Here is a 14,771-nt window from a genome sequence, read left to right as displayed (position 1 = left end):
AACGTTGTTGGCGAGCGCCTCACGGCTGTATCTCGCTCAGGTACATCTCGGCCTTGCGCTTCGTATCCGAACCCTCGGCCGCCGTCTCGATGACGACCTTGAACTTCTCCGCGGCGGAGCGAGGGTCCCGGTCGCGCTCGATATACGCGCGCATGTACAGCTCCTCCACCTTCTTGCTCAGGTCGTCCAGGCCATCCCGCGCCCGACGATCTCCCGGGTTGAGGCGCAGGGCCTCGCGGAAGTTGCTGCCCGCCGCCGCCAGGTCGCCCTTCTTCAGCGCCGCCTGCCCCGCCGCCAGCGCCGCCGACGCGAGCTGCTCGTCCAGCGTGCGCCCCAGCGAGCCGTCGAAGCCGATCTGACGGTACAGCTCCGCCGCGCGGCGCAGGGGCTTGGACGCGGACTCCAGCGCATTGGACGCGAGCTTCTTCTGCGCGTCGTCCAGCGCGCGCTGGAACTGGGGAATCAACGTCTTGAGCTGGCGCGAGCGGTCCTTCACGTCCTTGTCCGCCTTGTACTTCTCCACCACGCGGTCGCACTCGAGCACCGCGCGCTGGTAGTCGCCGCCGTTGAAGCGCCGCTCCACGTCCGTGAAGGCCTCCGCGATGAAGCGCTTGCGCTCCTCCTTGGCCCGCTCCTCGTTGCGCTCCCGGCTGGCCCTGTCCCGCACCGCGCTGTCCCGGGCCTCCTTGGCCAGCTCCGCCTGCAGGTCCTGCAGCTTCTGCGAGTACGCGGGCCGGTTGAGCTCCGGCACCTGCTCCAGCAGCGACTGGGCCGTGGCGACGTCACGCGCCGCGAGCGCCTCCTCCATCTTCTGGATGCGCCACAGCTCGTCCTTCGTCTTGACCTCCTGCTCCAGCTTGCGCCGCACGTCGTCCGTCTTGGCGGTGCCCTGGGGCGTCTCGGACAGCTTCTGGCGGGCCCCCTCGAAGTCGTTGGCGTCGATGAGCTCGCGCACGGCCTGGAAGGACTGCTGCACGAGCAGCTCCTTCGCCGCCGCCTTGCCCAGGCCTTCGTCGTCCGCGCCCGGGCGCAGCTTCTCCGCCTCCTCCACCAGCTTCACCGCGCCAGCGAAGTCGTCCGAGCGCACCGCCTCGCGCGCCTTCTGCATCAGGAGCTTCGAGCGCTCCACGTTGGGGTCCACCGGAGGCGGGGGCGGCGGTCCCGAGGGGATGAGCATCAGCCCCAGCATGAGCAGCACCACCACGCCACCGCCCACGCCGATGAGCAGCTTCGCCTTCGAGTTCCCTCCGCCGCCGGTGACGGCGCTGCGCGGAGGCGGACGCGGCCGGGGAATCGCGATGGCGCCCTTGCCCTTCTTCACGCCGCTGGCGTCGCGGTTCTTCTCCTTCAGCTCGTCCGGCATCCGGTAGTTGGCGTTGGTCGCCTCGTTGAGCCGCGGATCATTCGGGTCCACGTCGGTGCCCCGGGACGCACCCGCCGCCTTGCGCGCCTCGTCGCGGTCCTTCGCGGCCTCCTCGCGCTCGCGCTTCTCCTCCGCCTCGCGGGCCTCCGCCTGCGCGCGCAGCTCCTTGATCTGCTCCGCCTCGTCCACGAAGCGAAGGCGCGTCTTGCCGATGGCGATCTCATCCCCGTGCTTCAGGGTGCACTCGTCCACGCGCTGATCATTCACCTGGGTGCCGGAGATGCTGCCCAGGTCTCGCATCGCCACGCCGCCCTGGCCGTAGATGAGCTCCAGGTGCCGGCGCGACACGGACTGGTCATCCAGCACGAAGTCGCAGTCCTTGCCGCGCCCCACCACCATGCGCACGCCCTGGAAGCGCTTCTTGCGCCCGCGGTCCGGCCCCGCCAGCACCAGCATCTGCACCGGCGGCCCGGCGCGCGTGGCGTCCGCGTTGTCGTCCTCCTCCTCCTGGCGACGCCGGGACTCCTCGCGCACGTCGGACACCGAGGCCACCCGCGTCTCGTCCGTGCGCGAGCGCGGCGGCTCGGCGTCCCCGTAGAGCTCCGGGTTGGCGGGGCCGTCGGGCTGGCCCTCGTCTCCGGAGGGTGGCGCGGCGAAGTCCTCGTCGGAGGACACCTCGCGCGGAGGGCGGCCCCGGGATGAGGGCTTACCTCCGGCACCAGGGCGAGGGGGGGATGGAGGACGAGCAGGCATGGGGTCGGGTCCAGGTCTCCGAAACGTCCGGCATCTTAAAGCGGCGCCACCACGGTGGGAATGCGACAAGCCCGCCCTTGGGGAAAGAAGCGGGGCCATTGTCCGTTGCTCAGGACGTTTCCCCCTCCTATGTAGGTTCCCACACCCCCAACGATTCACCGAGGGAGTCCCGCAAAATGCCCCGAGTGTCCGCGCCGGCCCGGCGTGCCTCCACCTCCCAGCTCGCCCCCCTGGCGGCCCGCCTCGTCGCGCCCGCCCCCCTGCTGCCCCAGGCGCTGCTCGAGCGGCTGCTGGCCGTGGCCATGGAGCGCGGCGGAGACTTCGCCGAGGTCTACGTGGAGCGCACCCACAGCACCAGCGTCGTGCTGGAGGAGTCGCGCATCAAGAGCGCCCAGACGGGCCTCATCCAGGGCGTGGGCGTGCGGGTCATCTCCGGGGGCAAGGTGGGCTACGCCTTCTCCGACGACTGGGACGAGCCCGCGCTGCTGCGGGCCGCCTCCACCGCGGCGATGATCGCCCAGGGAACCGGCTCCGAGCGGGCCTTCCCCGTCTCACGCATCGCCGTGCCCAGCCACTACCGCGTCCCCACCCCGCTGGCCGACGTGGAGGTGTCCCTCAAGGCCTCCCTGCTGACCCGCGCGGACAAGGCCGCCCGCGCGTTCGACTCGCGGGTGACCCAGGTCAACGGCGCCTACGTGGACCAGACGCGCCGCATCGCCGTGGCCAACACCGAGGGCCGCTACACCGAGGACACCCAGGATTTGTGCCGCATGTCCATCCAGGTCGTGGCGCAGGGCAAGAAGAACGAGCGGCGCACGGGCTCGTACGGCGGCGGAGGCCGGGTGCCCTTCACCCACTGGGCGACGTTCCCTCCCGAGGACGTGGGCCGCGAGGCCGCGAGGCAGGCGGTGGCCACGCTGGGCGCGGTGGACTGCGCGGCGGGCCCGCAGACGGTGGTGCTGGCGCCGGGCTGGAGCGGAATCCTGCTGCACGAGGCGGTGGGCCATGGCCTGGAGGCGGACTTCATCCGCAAGGGCACGTCGCTGTTCGCCGGCAAGCTGGGGCAGAAGGTCGCCTCGGAGCTGGTGACGGTCATCGACGACGGCACGGTGTCCAGCGGGCGCGGCTCCATCAACATCGACGACGAGGGCACGCCCGGTGAGCGCAAGGTCCTCATCGAGAACGGCGTGCTCAAGGGCTACCTCTACGACAGCCTCAACGCGAAGCTGATGGGCCAGCGCTCCACCGGCAGCGGGCGGCGAGAGTCCTTCAAGCACCTGCCCATTCCGCGCATGACGAACACCTTCCTCGCGCCGGGCAACCACCACCCCGAGGACATCCTCAAGGAGGTGAAGCGCGGGCTGTACTGCGCCACGTTCGGCGGCGGTCAGGTGGACATCAGCAACGGCAACTTCGTGTTCGAGGTGAGCGAGGCGTATCAAATCGAGGACGGCAAGCTGGGCCGTCCGGTGAAGAACGCCATCCTCATCGGCGTGGGGCCGGAGGTGCTCAAGAACGTGTCCCGCGTGGGGTGCGACCCGCAGCCGGACCCGGGCATGGGCGTGTGCGGAAAGAACGGCCAGTCGATGCCCGTGGGCGTGGGCCTGCCCACCGTGCGCATCGACAACGTCACCGTCGGCGGAACCCAGGTCTGAAGAGAGAGCACCGACACCATGGACTACCAGAAGCTCGCGAAGCGAATCGTCCAGCGCGCCACCAAGAAGGGCGCCCGCCAGGCCGAGGCCTTCATCGAGGTCAGCCGCCAGAGCACCGTGCGCGTGCGCGAAGGGCAGATCGAGGACCTCACCCAGTCCACCGCCAAGGGCGTGGGCCTGCGCGTGGTGACGAAGGACCGGCTCGGGTTCGCCTTCACGTCGGACTTCGAGCCCTCGGGCATCGACCTGCTCGTGGACCAGTCCCTGAAGCTGGCCGAGGCCGCCGCGCCCAACAAGCTCAACGGCCTGCCCGGCGCGCGGGACCTGGGCCGCTTCGGCGACACCGGCGCGCTGTACGACGAGGCCGTGGCCAACCTGCCCGGCGACTGGAAGGTGAAGGCCGCGCTGGAGATGGAGAAGGCGGGCCGCGCGGAGGACTCGCGCGTCAGCACCTTCAACGCGGTGGGCGCCGGGGACTTCGTGTCGGAGGTCTACGTCGCGTCGTCGGAAGGCATGGCCGGAGGCTACTCGGGCACGTACGTGTTCATGTACGCCATGCCCGTGGCCGCCGCGGACGGGCAGCTCCAGAAGGGCTACTGGCTCGACTACAAGCGCTTCCTGGGTGACCTGGAGTCGCCCGAGTCCATCGGCCGCGAGGCGACGCGTCGCGCGGTGCGGATGCTGGGCGCCAGGCGCGTGAAGACGCAGCAGGTGCCGGTGCTGTTCGACCCGCTCGTCACCGCGTCCTTCATGTCCGGCGTGGCCAAGGCCGCCAGCGGCAACGCCGTGCACCAGCAGGCCAGCATGCTGGCCTCGCTCAAGGGCAAGCGCCTGGCCTCCGAGCACGTCACGCTGGTGGACAACGGCCTGCTGCCCCGAGGCCTCGCCACCGCGCCCTTCGACGGTGAAGGCGTGCCCACGCGGCGCACACCCATCATCGACCGGGGCGTCATGTCGAGCTTCCTCTACGACGCGTTCACCGCGCGCAAGGCGAAGGCGCGGCCCACGGGCAACGCCAAGCGCGGCTACAACGCGCTGCCGAGCATCGGCACCACCAACCTCTACCTGGAGGCGGGCACGGCCTCGCCCGAGGAGCTCATCAAGGGCGTGGACCGGGGCTTCTACGTCACGTCCCTGCTCGGCCACGGCGCCAACCCCGTCACGGGCGAGCTGTCCGCGGGAGCCAACGGCCTGTGGATTGAGAACGGCGAGCTGACGCACGCGGTGCAGGAGGTCACCGTGGCGGGCAACGTGCTGAAGATGCTCCAGGACCTGGACGGCGTGGGGAACGACCTCCAGTTCCGCGGAGGCACGGTGGGCGCGCCCACTGTCCGCTTCCGACAGCTCACCCTGTCGGGAGGGTAGCCCTACCTGCCGCGTCCCCCTAGCGTGGGCGACGCCCGAGCGCTCCTCCTCCCCCACTCGCTGGGGGAGGACGTGTCAGGGTCTGCTGCTACATCACTCGTCCGCAGCGCGAGGAGGACGCACCCATGGCAGCGAAGTCCGCACGCAAGAGCGCCGCAGCGAAGAAGCCCGCCGCCGCCCCCAGGAAGCCCCGCCGCAAGAAGGCGGAACCGAAGTCGCGCGGCCTGTCTCCCCAGGACGTGGCCAGCGACTCGGTGGAGTACCCCACGGAGATTCTCGAGGCGGTGCGCACCGACGGCGGCGAGGTGCTCGGCGTCTATCGCGACCCCTTGGGCGGACATCCGGTGGTGCTCGCGGTGCTGCCCATCGACAAGGTGGAGCCCACCCCCTACCAGCGTGATTTGTCCGAGCCCCACGTGAAGCGGCTCGCCAGCGCCATGGAGCGGCTGGACCGCTTCCTGGACCCCGTCATCGCCGTGCGCAAGGAGGGCCGCTACTGGACGCCCAACGGCAACCACCGCCTGCACGCGAGCAAGCTGCTGGGCGCCAAGGCCATCGTCGCGCTGCTGCTGCCCGACGAGGACGTGGCCTATCAAATCCTCGCGCTCAACACGGAGAAGGCCCACAACCTCAAGGAGCGCTCGCTCGAGGTGGTGCGCATGTACCGGGGGCTCGTGGGCGCGGGCCGCGCGGGCAAGGAGTCCGCCTTCGCGCACCTGTTCGAGGAGCCCGCCTTCATCACGCTCGGCGCCGCGTACGAGAAGCGCCCCCGCTACTCCGCGGGCGCCTACCACCCCTTCGTCAAGGCGGTGGAGGACTTCATGGACGTGCCGCTGGAGGACGCGCTGAAGGTGCGCGACGCCCGCGCGGACCGCCTGCTGGAGCTCGATGACGCCGTCGTCGCCGTCGTCGACTCCCTCAAGGCCAAGGGACTGCAGAGCCCCTACCTCAAGAACTTCGTGGTCGCGCGCATCAACTTCCTGCGCTTCAAGAAGAACGGCGGCAAGCCCGACTTCGACGACACCGTGGACCGGATGCTCGCCAGCGCGCGCAAGTTCAACGTCGACTCCGTCAAGCGCGAGGACATCGGCCGCATGGGCGGAGGCCCCGTGGAGGCGGACGAGGAGCACGCCTGACGGGAACGGGTATTGCATAGTGCGGCCCCCACCATGACCACCTCCACCGTCCTCGTCGTCGACGACGACCGCGCCAACCTCGACTCCGTGACGCGCATCTTCCAGCGGGAGAACATGGCCACGCTCTCCGCGGCCAACGGCACGGAGGCCCTGGAGCTTTTGCGCCGCCCCGAAGTCACGGTGATGGTGACGGACCTGATGATGCCCGGCATGGACGGGCAGGAGCTCTTGCGCGCCGCGCGCACCATCCGCCCCGACGTGGAGGTGGTGCTGATGACCGCCTACGGCACGGTGGAGACGGCCGTGGCGGCGATGAAGGACGGCGCCTACGACTTCATCACCAAGCCGCTCAAGCGCCACTCGCTGGTGAAGGCGGTGCAGAAGGCGCTGGAGAAGCGCGCGCTCGTCTCGGAGAACCAGACGCTCAAGGCGAAGCTGGCGGAGATGAGCGCCCAGGGCGGGCGCAGCATGGTGGGCCAGTCCCCCGCCTTCCGCGCCATGCTGGACACCATCCGCCAGGCCGCGCCCTCCACCGCCACGGTGCTGCTGCTGGGTGAGTCGGGCACGGGCAAGGAGCTGGCGGCGCGCTCGGTGCACGAGTACTCCAGCCGCGCCAAGGGCGCGTTCGTCGCCGTCAACTGCGGCGCGCTGCCGGAGAACATCCTGGAGGCGGAGCTGTTCGGCGTGGAGCGCGGCGCCTTCACCGGCGCGGTGGCCCGGCGCGAGGGCCGCTTCGAGCGCGCCCACGGCGGCACCCTCTTCCTGGACGAAGTCGGCGAGATGCCGCTGCCCGCGCAGGTGAAGCTGCTGCGCGCGCTGGCCGAGGGCGAAATCGAGCGGCTGGGCGGCACCCAGACGGTGAAGGTGGACGTGCGGCTGGTGGCCGCCACCAACAAGGATTTGCAGAAGGAGGTGGCCGAGGGCCGCTTCCGCGAGGACCTCTACTACCGGCTCAACGTGGTGGAGATCCGCGTGCCCGCGCTGGCCTCGCGCCGCGAGGACATCCCGCTCTTGGCGGACGCGTTCCTGCGCCGCTTCGCCGCGAAGAACGGCAAGGCGCTGCGCGGCTTCTCGCCGGAGGCGCTGCAGACGCTGGAGAACTACGCCTGGCCCGGCAACGTGCGGGAGTTGGAGCACGCCGTCGAGCGCGCGGTGGTGCTGGCGCGGGGCGAGGTGCTGGAGGCCAGCGACCTGCCCGAGTCGGTGCGCAAGGGCCCGCTCGGCGCCGCCACCCAGCTGGTCATCCCCATCGGCACGCCCATGGAGGAGGTGGAGCGCCGGGTGATCCACGAGACGCTGCGCCACACCAAGGGCGACAAGACGCTGGCCGCCCGGCTGCTGGGCATCGCCGCCCGCACCATCTACCGCAAGCTGGAGCGCGAGCAGTCCTCCGGCGGCGAGCCCTCCGCCGGAAGCGACGACTGACAGGCCGTCACAAAGGCCCCCACCCTGCTTTGACAATTTGTCCCAAGCCCTGGAGCAGCCCGCTCCCCTGCCTGGGGTGCCCGCCCTTTTCGGAATAATTACGCGTGCTTGGCCGTCCCCTTGGGATGGCCCGTCTGACCCGAGGGTGGCACCTGCCTTGCTCTTCCCGGGTCCGGCTTTCTTCTCGGAAGCGTGATGGAACTCTTCTTTCGCAAATACTTCTGGACGGTGAACCTGCTGTTCATCCTCCTCGTCGCGCTGCTGGCGGCGAAGACGGTGAACCTGTTCGTCGAATCCTCCATCTCCCCCGTGCCGTCCTCGGGGGCCACCGCGCGTGCGCCGACGAACCGGCCCGCGCAGGCGGCGCTCGCGCTGCCGGACATGGAGGGCCTGTCGCGGGTGACGGGCATCAAGATTCCCGAGCCGGAAGTCGCGGTGAGGGAGCCCACGACGCCGGAGGTGGACCCCAACGCCGCCCCGGTGAAGAGCGGCCTCAGGGTGAAGCTGCTCGGCACGCTCGTCGCGAGCAACCCGGACTGGTCCTTCGCGTCGGTCCAGGACATGGTGACGCAGCGCTCGCAGACGTACATGGTGGGCAACGCCCTGCAGGGCGCCACCGTGCTCGAAATCGAGCGTGAGCGCGTCATCATCCTCAACGGGGGCCGCAAGGAGTTCATCGACGGCAACCCGGGTGACGGCGCCCAGGCCTTCACCCCGCCGACGCCTCCGGTGGCGCAGACCAACACCGCGTCCCCCAGCGGCATCCGCGCCGTCAGCGACAACGAGTACGAAGTGCCGCGCGCGGAGATCGACAAGACGCTCAACAACCTCAACGACGTGGCCATGCAGGCGCGCATCGTTCCGGCCTTCAAGGACGGTCAGGCGGTGGGGTTCAAGCTCTTCTCCATCCGCCCGGATTCCATCTACTCGAAGATCGGCGTCCAGAACGGCGACGTCATCCGCCGCATCAACGGGTTCGACCTCAACAGCCCCGAGAAGGCGCTCGAGGTCTACTCGAAGATGAAGGACTCCTCCCGCATCGAAATCGAGATCGAGCGCAACGGCGCGCCGATCCGCAAGTCCTACAACGTCCGTTAAACCCCACGTCGCGCCCGCTCCTCCATGAAGACGCTCCCGTCCTGGATGCTCTGCCTGTGCCTCGCGCTCGCCGTCCCCGCGCAGGCCCAGCGCCGCCCCACCCCGCCCGGCACCTCCGCGCCTTCCGCGCCCGGTGAGCGGACCATCACGCCCCAGTCCCCCGGCGCCGCCGAGGAGGCCAATCAAGGGCCCCGCCGTACGCCCACGTGCGAGGAGGCCCGGCGCAACGCGCGCTACGGCATCTACTTCGACAAGGTGGAGATCGAGAAGCTGGTGCAGACGGTGGCGGACGCCACCTGCCGCACGTTCATCCTCCCGGAGAACGTGCGCGGGAAGATCTCCATCATCGGCCCGGAGAACGGCCGCGTGGAGGTGGACGCGGACGCGTTCTACTCCGCGTTCCTCGCCTCGCTCGACGCCAACGGCCTGGCCGTCTACCAGTACGGCCGCTTCATGAAGATCGTCGACAAGCGCTCGGCGAAGCAGAACCCCATCCCCACCATCGTCGAGGACGGCCAGCCGTACACCACCAACGAGCAGATGGTGACCAAGCTGTTCCGCATCCGCAACGTGGAGGTGGAGCCGCTGCGCGGCGTGCTGCAGCAGCTGGTGTCCAAGGACGGCGACACCATCCCGTACCCGCCCGACACCATCATCGTCAACGACGTGGGCTCCAACATCCACCGCCTGGAGCGGCTCATCAACCAGCTGGACTCGCGCGCCGCCAGCGACGAGCTGCGCGTCATCCAGGTGCAGTACGCGAGCGCCCAGGACGTGGCCGGCACGGTGCAGAAGCTGTTCGAGAGCAAGGGCGCGCGCCCCGGCGCCACCCGCCCCGGCAACTTCACCCAGGGCGTGCCGCCCGCGGGTCAGCCCGGCGGTGAGATTGTCGCCCAGCCCTCCCAGGGCGGCGAGTCCGCCGGTGGCCCGGTGACGCTGTCGCAGATCATCCCGGACGAGCGCACCAACAAGCTCATCATCGTGGCGAGCCCCGCCGCGTTCGAGCGCATCCAGGAGATCGTCACCCAGCTCGACATCCCGTCCGGCACGGGCGGCCGCATCAACGTCTACTACCTGGAGAACGCCAACGCGGAGGAGCTGGCGAGCACGCTGCAGTCGCTGGCGCAGGGCACGGCCAACCGTCCCCGCACGCCGGGCGCCCCCAACCTCCCCCCGGGCATGCCGCGCGGCAACGCACCCACGCAGGCCGCGGAGCTGTTCAGCGGCGAGGTGAAGATCTCCGCCGACAAGGGCACCAACTCGCTCGTCATCGTCGCCAGCCAGTCGGACTACAAGAACATCGTCCAGGTCATCCAGCAGCTCGACACGCCCCGTCGCCAGGTGTTCGTCGAGGCCGTCATCATGGAGGTGAACCTGGACCGCAATGCCGAGTACGGCGTCAACCTGCACAGCGGCTTCTCGCTGCAGACGGATGACGGCGCGGTGCCCGGCCTCATCGGCACCAACAACACCGGCTCGGGCCTGCCCCCGTCGCTGAGCCTGGCGAACCTGGCGTCCTTCGGCGGCTTCCTCGCGGGCCTGCAGGGCCCCGTCATCCCCGCGCTGGAGAAGCTGGGCCTGGACATCCCCGCCTTCGGCGTGGTGCTGCACGCGATGCAGCAGAGCTCCGACGTGAACGTGCTGTCCACGCCGCACATCCTCACCAGCGACAACGAGGAGGCGGAGATCACCGTGGGCCAGAACGTGCCCTTCCAGTCCGGCTTCTCGCCCTCGTCGCTGGGCACGGGCGTGGGCACCGGCACCGCCGGCGGTGCGGGCGGCCTGAACACGTCGCTGCTCGGCGCGCTGGGCGGCCTGGGCTCGCTGTACGCGCCCATCCAGCGTCAGAACGTGGAGCTGAAGCTGACGGTGAAGCCGCAGATCAACGAGAGCGACTACATCCGCATGGTCATCACCGAGCAGACGGAGGAGATCGCCTCCAACGACGCGGTGCTCGGCCCGACCACCAGCAAGCGCAGCGCGAAGACGACCGTCATCGCCAAGGACCAGGAGACGGTGGTGCTGGGCGGCATCATGCAGGACCGCACCATCGAGTCCGTCACCAAGGTCCCGGTGCTGGGCGACATCCCCATCATCGGCAACTTCTTCCGCGAGACGACGCGCAAGAAGACGAAGACGAACCTGCTCCTGTTCCTGACGCCCTACATCATCCGGGGCCCCGAGGACTTCCGCGTCATCTTCGAGCGCAAGATGAAGGAGCGTCAGCAGTTCGTGGAGCAGTTCTACGGCCAGGTGCCCGGCTACGACGTGGCGGTGGACTTCAGCCGCAAGCCCGGCCCGCTGTCCAAGATGAACCAGGCCGTCCTGCGCGAGCGCCAGCGCGCGGAGAATGGCGGCCCGGGCGTGTCGGGTGAGCGCGTCATCTCGCCGAACTCGTCGGCGCCGTCCCGCTCCAACACCCCGCCGGCCGGCCGCTCGAACAGCGTGCCGCCCGCGCGGGGCCCGGCCCCCGTGTCGCCCGAGCCCGAGGTGCGGGAAGCGCCGCTGCCTCCCGCCGGTTCCGAAGAGTCAGCCCCCGCGACTCCGGCGCCGCAGACGCCCGAAGCGCCGGCTCCGGAGTCCACCGGAGACGCGTCGCCCGAGCGCCTGCGCATCCAGCCCGAGACCGGGGAATAGAGCCCATGAACGTGACCGCAGACCCCACTCTCGCCACCGCCGCGTCCGGCGCGGCCCCTGCCCGGAACGACTCCACCCAGGTCGTCTCCCACGGCCAGGCCTTCCTGTGCGGCAGGCCGCTGGGGGAGATCCTCCGCGCGCTCGTCCCCTCGCTTACCGAGGAGAAGCTGCGCGAGGCGCTCGCCCTCCAGGAGGAGAAGGGCGGACGCATCGGTGAGGTCCTGGTGGGGCTCAAGGCGGTCAGCGCCGAGGACGTCGCCAAGGCGCTGGGACACCAGCTGGACCTGCCCTACCTGGCGCGCATCTTCACCGAAGAGGTGGACGCGGAGCTGGTCAAGCGCATCCCCATCAACTTCGCCAAGCAGGCGCACATCCTCCCGCTGTCGCTGGAGAACGACAGCGTGGTCCTGGCGGTGGCGGACCCGCTGGACACGTCCGCGCTGGACCACGCGCGGCTGCTGCTGGGCCAGAGCATCAGCCCCCGGCTGGCGCTCGACACCACCATCACCGACGCCATCAACAGCGTCTATGACCGATCCATCAACGAGGCCGAGCAGCTGGTCGACGAGATGGAGACGCAGGACCTGGACGCCATCGCCCACGAGCTGGACGAGCCGCAGGACCTGCTGGACACGGACGACGAGGCCCCGGTCATCCGGCTGGTGAACTCGGTGCTCTTCCGCGCCGCCAAGGAGCGCGCGAGCGATATCCACATCGAGCCCATGGAGCGCGAGCTGCTCGTGCGCTTCCGCGTGGACGGCGTGCTGCAGGAGGTCATCAAGCCGCCCAAGCGCTACCAGAACGCCATCGTCAGCCGCGTGAAGGTGATGGGGCAGCTCAACATCGCCGAGAAGCGCCTGCCGCAGGACGGCCGCATCCGCATCAAGCTGGCCGGCCGCGACATCGACATCCGTCTGTCCACCATCCCCACCACCAACGGGGAGCGCATCGTCATGCGTCTGCTGGACAAGACGGCGACGCTGCTGGACCTGGCGGAGATCGGCATGAGCCAGGTGACGCTCCACGCCATGGAAGCCGTCATCAAGCGCTCGCACGGCATCATCCTCGTCACCGGCCCCACGGGCTCCGGCAAGACGACGACGCTCTACGGCGCGCTGTCGAAGATCAACACCCCGGACCTCAACATCCTCACCGTCGAGGACCCGGTGGAGTACCAGCTCAAGGGGATTGGCCAGATGGCCATCAACCCCAAGATCGGCCTCACCTTCGCCCAAGGCCTGCGCTCCTTCCTGCGCCAGGACCCGGACGTCATCATGGTCGGTGAGATCCGCGACAAGGAGACGGCGGAGATCGCCATCCAGGCCTCGCTCACGGGCCATCTGGTGCTCTCCACGGTCCACACCAATGACGCGGCCGGCGCCGTCACCCGTCTGGTGGACATGGGCGTGGAGCCGTTCCTCGTGGCGTCGTCGCTCACGGGCATCCTCGCCCAGCGCCTGGTGCGCCGCGTGTGCCCGGACTGCCGCGCGCCCTACCAGCCCACGGACGCGGAGCTGAAGGAGATCGGCCACTCGCGCGCCTCCTTCAAGGAGCGCTACGGCACCGAGCGCATCTACAAGGCCGTCGGCTGCCCCACCTGCAACCGCAACGGCTACCGAGGCCGTACGGGCATCTACGAGTTCCTGCCCGTGGACGACGACGTGCGCCAGCTCGTACTGAAGAACGTGGACGCCTCCACCATCAAGAAGTCCGCCACCTCCAAGGGGATGATCACCCTGCTCGAGGACGGCGCGCGCAAGATTGCGCTGGGGGAGACGACCATCGCCGAGGTGCTGAGCATCACCCAGGAGGACATGTAACCGACAGCTCCTCCCTGGGAGGGGCCGGGGTCATCGAGCCATGCCGGTCTTCGAGTACAGAGGTCTCAACTCCGCGGGCAAGCAGATCAAGGGCCTGCTGGAAGCCGACTCGCCCAAGACGCTGCGCTCCAAGCTGCGCGCCGACGGCATCTTCCTCACGGACGTGCTCGCCCAGGCGGAGGGCAGCCGGGGCGCGGTGTCCAAGGGCGCCAACGCCGCGCAGGTGGCGCGCGACATCGACCTGCGCAAGCTGGGCCGGGGCCGCGTCAACACCGACGACGTGGCCATCTTCACCCGGCAGCTGTCCACGCTGCTGGGCGCCGGCGTCACGCTGGTGGAGTCGCTCACCGCCCTGGTGGACCAGGTGGAGAAGGAGCGCTTCAAGCGCGCCCTCTCCGACATCAAGCAGCGCGTCAACGAGGGCTCGTCCCTGGCGGACGCGCTGGGACAGCACCCCAAGATCTTCCCCAGCATCTACGTGAACATGGTGCGCGCGGGCGAGGCGTCCGGCGCCCTGGACGCGGTGCTCACGCGCCTGGCTGACTTCACGGAGAACCAGGCCCGGCTGCAGCAGAAGATCCTCAGCACCATGCTCTACCCCGCCATCATGATGGTGGTGGGCGGCGGCATCCTGGTGGCGCTGATGGTGTTCGTCGTCCCGAAGGTGACGAAGATCTTCGAGACGATGAAGGCCACGCTGCCATTGAGCACGCGGATGCTCATCGCCACGAGCAACTTCTTCCAGGACTGGTGGTTCATCGCCGTCCCGGTGATGGTGCTGTGCGGCTGGCTGTTCATGCGCTGGACGGTGAGCCCCAAGGGCAAGCCCAAGTGGGACCGCTTCACGCTCAAGGCGCCCGTGGTGGGCAACCTGGTGCGGCTGCTCTCCATCTCCCGCTTCGCCCGCACGCTGTCCACGCTGCTCAAGAGCGGCGTCCCGCTCCTGGCGGCCATGGACATCGTCAAGGCGGTGATGACGAACACCGTGCTGGCGGAGGTCGTCGAGAAGGCCCGCGACTCCATCCGCGAGGGCGAGAGCATCGCCAACCCGCTCAAGCGCTCCGGGGAGTTCCCGCCGCTCGTCTACCACATGGTCGCCATCGGCGAGCGCTCCGGTCAGCTCGAGGAGATGCTCACCAACGTGGCGGACAACTACGAGACGCAGGTGAACGTGCGCATCGGCGCCCTCACCTCGCTGCTCGAGCCCCTGCTCATCGTGGTGATGGGCGCGGTGATTGCATTCGTCGCGCTCTCCATCCTGATGCCGATCCTCCAGGTGAACTCGGCCATCCGGTGAGGTGCGACGCCCATGACGAATGAGACGTTAGACCGTTGGATTCAGCGTGTGACGCTGGCGGCGATGATCGCCGTCGCCGCGGCGCTGGTGACGGTGGGGGCCCGGCTGTACGGCCCCCGGGCCGCCGTGCCCCCTCCCGGAGTGGTGGACGTCCCCCGGGTCCCCTGACAGGAAGTCCAGAACACGAAGCGGTGGCTTGCCAGAAAGTCACCCCGAGGTGAG

Annotated in this window: 10 protein-coding genes; 9 read left to right on the top strand and 1 reads right to left on the bottom strand. The window is 69.4% G+C overall.

The window, feature by feature from the left end; genetic code table 11:
- Nucleotides 1-19: 19 nt before the first annotated feature.
- Nucleotides 20-2,038: an FHA domain-containing protein gene (locus tag K8640_RS08755; protein ID WP_223746650.1), complete on the bottom strand. Its 2,019-nt coding sequence runs from the start codon at nucleotides 2,036-2,038 to the stop codon at nucleotides 20-22.
- Between the two features lie 254 nt (nucleotides 2,039-2,292).
- On the opposite strand from K8640_RS08755, the gene K8640_RS08750 reads away from it, so the two are divergent.
- The 9 genes from K8640_RS08750 (at nucleotide 2,293) to K8640_RS08710 (ending at nucleotide 14,717) form a co-directional block, all read left to right on the top strand.
- Nucleotides 2,293-3,771 carry a TldD/PmbA family protein gene (locus K8640_RS08750; protein ID WP_223746649.1) on the top strand — a complete coding sequence of 493 codons (1,479 nt, stop codon included), beginning with the start codon at nucleotides 2,293-2,295 and terminating at the stop codon, nucleotides 3,769-3,771.
- A gap of 18 nt (nucleotides 3,772-3,789) precedes the next feature.
- Nucleotides 3,790-5,136, top strand: a complete 1,347-nt coding sequence (locus K8640_RS08745; RefSeq protein ID WP_223746648.1) for a TldD/PmbA family protein — start codon at nucleotides 3,790-3,792, stop codon at nucleotides 5,134-5,136.
- A 125-nt stretch (nucleotides 5,137-5,261) separates the two neighbouring features.
- Nucleotides 5,262-6,272 (top strand): ParB N-terminal domain-containing protein, encoded by a 1,011-nt coding sequence (locus K8640_RS08740; protein WP_223746647.1) that lies wholly within the window; start codon nucleotides 5,262-5,264, stop codon nucleotides 6,270-6,272.
- A gap of 33 nt (nucleotides 6,273-6,305) precedes the next feature.
- Nucleotides 6,306-7,697 carry a sigma-54 dependent transcriptional regulator gene (locus K8640_RS08735; protein WP_141323066.1) on the top strand — a complete coding sequence of 464 codons (1,392 nt, stop codon included), beginning with the start codon at nucleotides 6,306-6,308 and terminating at the stop codon, nucleotides 7,695-7,697.
- A gap of 195 nt (nucleotides 7,698-7,892) precedes the next feature.
- Nucleotides 7,893-8,795, top strand: a complete 903-nt coding sequence (gene gspC, locus K8640_RS08730; protein ID WP_046712766.1) for a type II secretion system protein GspC — start codon at nucleotides 7,893-7,895, stop codon at nucleotides 8,793-8,795.
- A gap of 24 nt (nucleotides 8,796-8,819) precedes the next feature.
- Nucleotides 8,820-11,432: a type II secretion system secretin GspD gene (gspD, locus tag K8640_RS08725; RefSeq protein WP_223746646.1), complete on the top strand. Its 2,613-nt coding sequence runs from the start codon at nucleotides 8,820-8,822 to the stop codon at nucleotides 11,430-11,432.
- 5 nt (nucleotides 11,433-11,437) lie between these two features.
- Nucleotides 11,438-13,252: a type II secretion system ATPase GspE gene (gene gspE / locus K8640_RS08720; RefSeq protein WP_223746645.1), complete on the top strand. Its 1,815-nt coding sequence runs from the start codon at nucleotides 11,438-11,440 to the stop codon at nucleotides 13,250-13,252.
- Nucleotides 13,253-13,292: 40 nt separating this feature from the next.
- Nucleotides 13,293-14,549, top strand: coding sequence for a type II secretion system inner membrane protein GspF (gene gspF / locus K8640_RS08715; RefSeq protein WP_223746644.1), 1,257 nt, complete (start codon nucleotides 13,293-13,295; stop codon nucleotides 14,547-14,549).
- Between the two features lie 12 nt (nucleotides 14,550-14,561).
- Nucleotides 14,562-14,717, top strand: coding sequence for a hypothetical protein (locus K8640_RS08710; RefSeq protein ID WP_170300454.1), 156 nt, complete (start codon nucleotides 14,562-14,564; stop codon nucleotides 14,715-14,717).
- Nucleotides 14,718-14,771: the final 54 nt, after the last annotated feature.

Origin of the sequence: Myxococcus sp. XM-1-1-1 (genome assembly GCF_020037095.1) — a bacterium.
Classification (GTDB): Bacteria; Myxococcota; Myxococcia; order Myxococcales; family Myxococcaceae; genus Myxococcus; species Myxococcus fulvus.
This window is presented reverse-complemented; position numbering and strand designations above follow the sequence as displayed.

Bases quoted from the DNA above. Each gene is read 5' to 3' on its own strand.
- K8640_RS08735 (WP_141323066.1), top strand. From the start codon at position 6,306: ATGACCACCTCCACCGTCCTCGTCGTCGACGACGACCGCGCCAACCTC.
- gspD (WP_223746646.1), top strand. From the start codon at position 8,820: ATGAAGACGCTCCCGTCCTGGATGCTCTGCCTGTGCCTCGCGCTCGCC.
- K8640_RS08740 (WP_223746647.1), top strand. From the start codon at position 5,262: ATGGCAGCGAAGTCCGCACGCAAGAGCGCCGCAGCGAAGAAGCCCGCC.
- K8640_RS08710 (WP_170300454.1), top strand. From the start codon at position 14,562: ATGACGAATGAGACGTTAGACCGTTGGATTCAGCGTGTGACGCTGGCG.
- gspF (WP_223746644.1), top strand. From the start codon at position 13,293: ATGCCGGTCTTCGAGTACAGAGGTCTCAACTCCGCGGGCAAGCAGATC.
- gspE (WP_223746645.1), top strand. From the start codon at position 11,438: ATGAACGTGACCGCAGACCCCACTCTCGCCACCGCCGCGTCCGGCGCG.
- K8640_RS08745 (WP_223746648.1), top strand. From the start codon at position 3,790: ATGGACTACCAGAAGCTCGCGAAGCGAATCGTCCAGCGCGCCACCAAG.
- gspC (WP_046712766.1), top strand. From the start codon at position 7,893: ATGGAACTCTTCTTTCGCAAATACTTCTGGACGGTGAACCTGCTGTTC.
- K8640_RS08750 (WP_223746649.1), top strand. From the start codon at position 2,293: ATGCCCCGAGTGTCCGCGCCGGCCCGGCGTGCCTCCACCTCCCAGCTC.